Here is a 2,877-nt window from a genome sequence, read left to right on the forward strand (position 1 = left end):
CTCCAGCGCAGCGCCAGCCGGGCCGCCGCGACCCGCTGCGGATAGAGGTCGTTCCGCAGGTGGGCGGTGAGCCGCAGGACCGTCCCGGCCGAGGCGTCGGCCCCGCGCACCACCAGCACGCCGTTTTCCAGCCCGGCCTGCAACCCGCCGGCGTCGAGGCGATCGAAGCGCAGCGTCAGGCCGCCGGTCAGCACCGGCTTCAGGCTCACCGGCGGATGGCTGAACAGGGCCTTCAGTCCGGGTGCGGCCAAGGCGGCCTCGAGCGCCCGGCCGCCGGCCGCGCCGTAGCCGATGCCGTAGATGACGAAGCCGCCCTCCGAGAAGTTGCGACCCTTCAGGGGCATCCGAACCGGGTAGGCGACGATCCGGCTGATCGCGTCCGACCCGCGCAGCGCCGCGTAGAAGGCGGCGGTGTTCCGCTCGACCTCGGCGCTGTTGCCCGGGCTGTTCTTGTTGTTGGTGATCATCCAGATCACCCCATCCCGACCGCGCAGGCCGGTGCGGATCGCGCCGAGCAGCGCGCCGTTGAAGTCGGCGTCGGCATAGGCGGCGCTGCCGGCCTTGCGCGGCAGGTCGATCGCCGCGATCGCCGACCGGACCCGCGCGGCGTCGTAGGCGCCCTCGTACAGGATGCGCGGCGAGGGCCGGCCCGGGACCTGCCCGTCCTGGTCGAAGGTCGCCACGGCGAGGTCGGCCCCCGGGACCCGGGCCGCTGCCACCAGGGCCTCCACCAGCGGCCGGAACTGCGAGCCCTCGGCGGTGAGGAACGGCTCCATCCAGCCGGAATCCTGCACCAGGAAGACCTGCCGCACCGGCGCATCGGCGAGCGCGCGCCCACCGAGCAGGAGGGCGAGCATCAGCAAGGCCCGCAGGAGCGCCCGGCTCATGGAGCGCGCAGCCGCAGGGCGTGGCAGCGGCATTCCGACCGGCTCCACAGGTAGAGCACGCCATCGTGCACCAGCGCCCGCGCGTCGCCGATCCGCGACACCGCGAGACCCACCGGCAGCCGGCGCAGGCCGGCCCCATGGGCGTGGTGGAGCACGTGCCCGGTCACGGGCGCCGGCAGGCTCTCGCCGCGCAGGAAGCCCCCGCGTGGGCCGGGAATGTCGAGGGCGAGCAGGATTGTGTCGCGGGCCATCGCCAAGCGCGGCACCAGCAGGTTGCCGGTATGGGTGCCGAGGTTGAGCGTCTCCTCCGGAGCCTGCCAGGGCACATCGAACCGCTCCGCGCCGGCATAGGTGCAAGCCCCGGCCGCGAGATGCGGCCCGTCGAGCCCGTGGAGTCCGGGATCCGATGCCAGGGCGGCGACGTGGTAGCGGCCCGCGATCATGCCGAGCTGATGGTGCAGGTCGGCGCGGTCGCGCCACGGGGCCTGGGCGACCACCGGCGCGAAGCTGTCCGGCCAGGGCGAGACCCGGGTGTCGTCATCGAGCGTCCGGCAGGCGACGAACCCATCCGGACCCGTCCAGAACGAATCGCCGAGCCGGTTCATCCAGGGGCCGGCGAAATCCGCATCCGGCGCGGGGGCGTCGAGGTCGCGCACGGTGAGGACGGTCGATGCGGCCGCCATGCGGCACAGGTTCAGGCGTCCATGCCGCGCGCCCAGGGCAAGGATGTCCCCGCCCCGCCAGCACGGGGCCGACAGGAAGCGCAGCCCCGGCATCCGGACCTCGGCATGGTCCAGGCGGGACCCGAGCTGCGGCAGCCGCACGCCGACCAGCGTGTCGGCGGTGGCATAGGCGATGCCCCGGCGGCTCGCCGTCAGGCCCGACCCTACGGGAGCCGGGGGCAGCCGTCCGAGTCCGCCGAACCTGCTTCCGTCCCAGCCCTCGAACGCGCCCAGATTCTCCTGGAACAGGTAGAGCGCCGCCGGATGCCCGGCCCGGATCAGAAGAGGCACGCCGCTCGGCAGCGGCACCTCGGTGACGCTCTCGGCCTCGACGTCGAGGATCTCCGGGGCCGGTACCGGGACCGGCGGACCCAGGGCCACGCCGGTGCCGGGGGCGTACGCGAAGGCGCCCGGGAACGGCCGACCTTCGGCATCCCGGCGGATGCCGAGATGGGCGATGCGGGCATCCCCGGTGGCGATTGCGACCCCCGCTACCTCGGCCGCCACCGGCCGCCCGCCGGCGAAGCGCCAGATTTGGCGGCCGGGGAGGCTCGTGAGACGCGGGTCCGGATCGATCGGCCAGACGCCCTCCGGTGTGGCGCGGGCGAGCGGCGATGGGTCGTCCAAGCTCACAGGCACCGGTCCATGGGTGGGAAAGCGACGCGATCGTTCCCGATTTTTCGCGGGATGGGAAGGGCGGACGGGGAGAGGAGCGCGCGACTCACTGCGCGAGAGCCGATGCGCGCACATCGGAGCCTTTCAGGAGGCGTGAGCGCAGCGCATCCGTCACAGCTCGGCCGCCGCCTCCGGGTCCAGCCAGCGCCAGCCGGTTCCCATCTGGTGGCGGAACCAGGTGACCTGCCGTTTGGCGTAGGCCCGCGTGTCGGCCTGGCCGCGTGCGATTGCGTCCTCGAGATCCATTGCCCCGTCGAGATGGGCGATCAGCCCCGGCACGCCGTGCGCGCGCATCACCGGAAGCATCGGATCGAGCGCGCGGGCGCGCAGGCGGGACACCTCATCCAGCGCACCTTCGGCGATCATCGTCCGGAAGCGGGCGTCGATGCGGGTGCGCAGGACCGTGCGGTCGGGAGCCAGGAATAACCTTTGAAGGTTCTGGCCGGCCAAGGGCCCGGGCACCGGGTCGCCATGGAAACTCGCAATGGGCCGGCCGGTGGCCAAGAATATCTCCAGGGCACGCATCACCCGCATGCGGTCGCTCGGGCGCAGGCGCAGCGCGCCCGCGGGGTCGTGCCGGGCGAGGTCGGCGT

2 protein-coding genes and 1 pseudogene are annotated in these 2,877 nt (G+C 73.3%); all 3 read right to left on the reverse strand.

The window, feature by feature from the left end; genetic code table 11:
- A pseudogene (locus tag FV228_RS25560) lies at positions 1–887 on the reverse strand (hypothetical protein); the annotation flags it as partial.
- Complete coding sequence (locus FV228_RS25565) at positions 884–2,242, reverse strand: hypothetical protein (RefSeq protein WP_147857108.1); 1,359 nt, start codon at positions 2,240–2,242, stop codon at positions 884–886. The pseudogene FV228_RS25560 and the gene FV228_RS25565, both read right to left, overlap by 4 nt.
- Positions 2,243–2,395: 153 nt before the next feature.
- Positions 2,396–2,877: tRNA dimethylallyltransferase (locus FV228_RS25570; RefSeq protein WP_281406533.1), on the reverse strand; the 482-nt coding region annotated here is incomplete at its 5' end.

This window comes from Methylobacterium sp. WL18 (assembly GCF_008040015.1).
GTDB classification, from domain to species: domain Bacteria; phylum Pseudomonadota; class Alphaproteobacteria; order Rhizobiales; family Beijerinckiaceae; genus Methylobacterium; species Methylobacterium mesophilicum.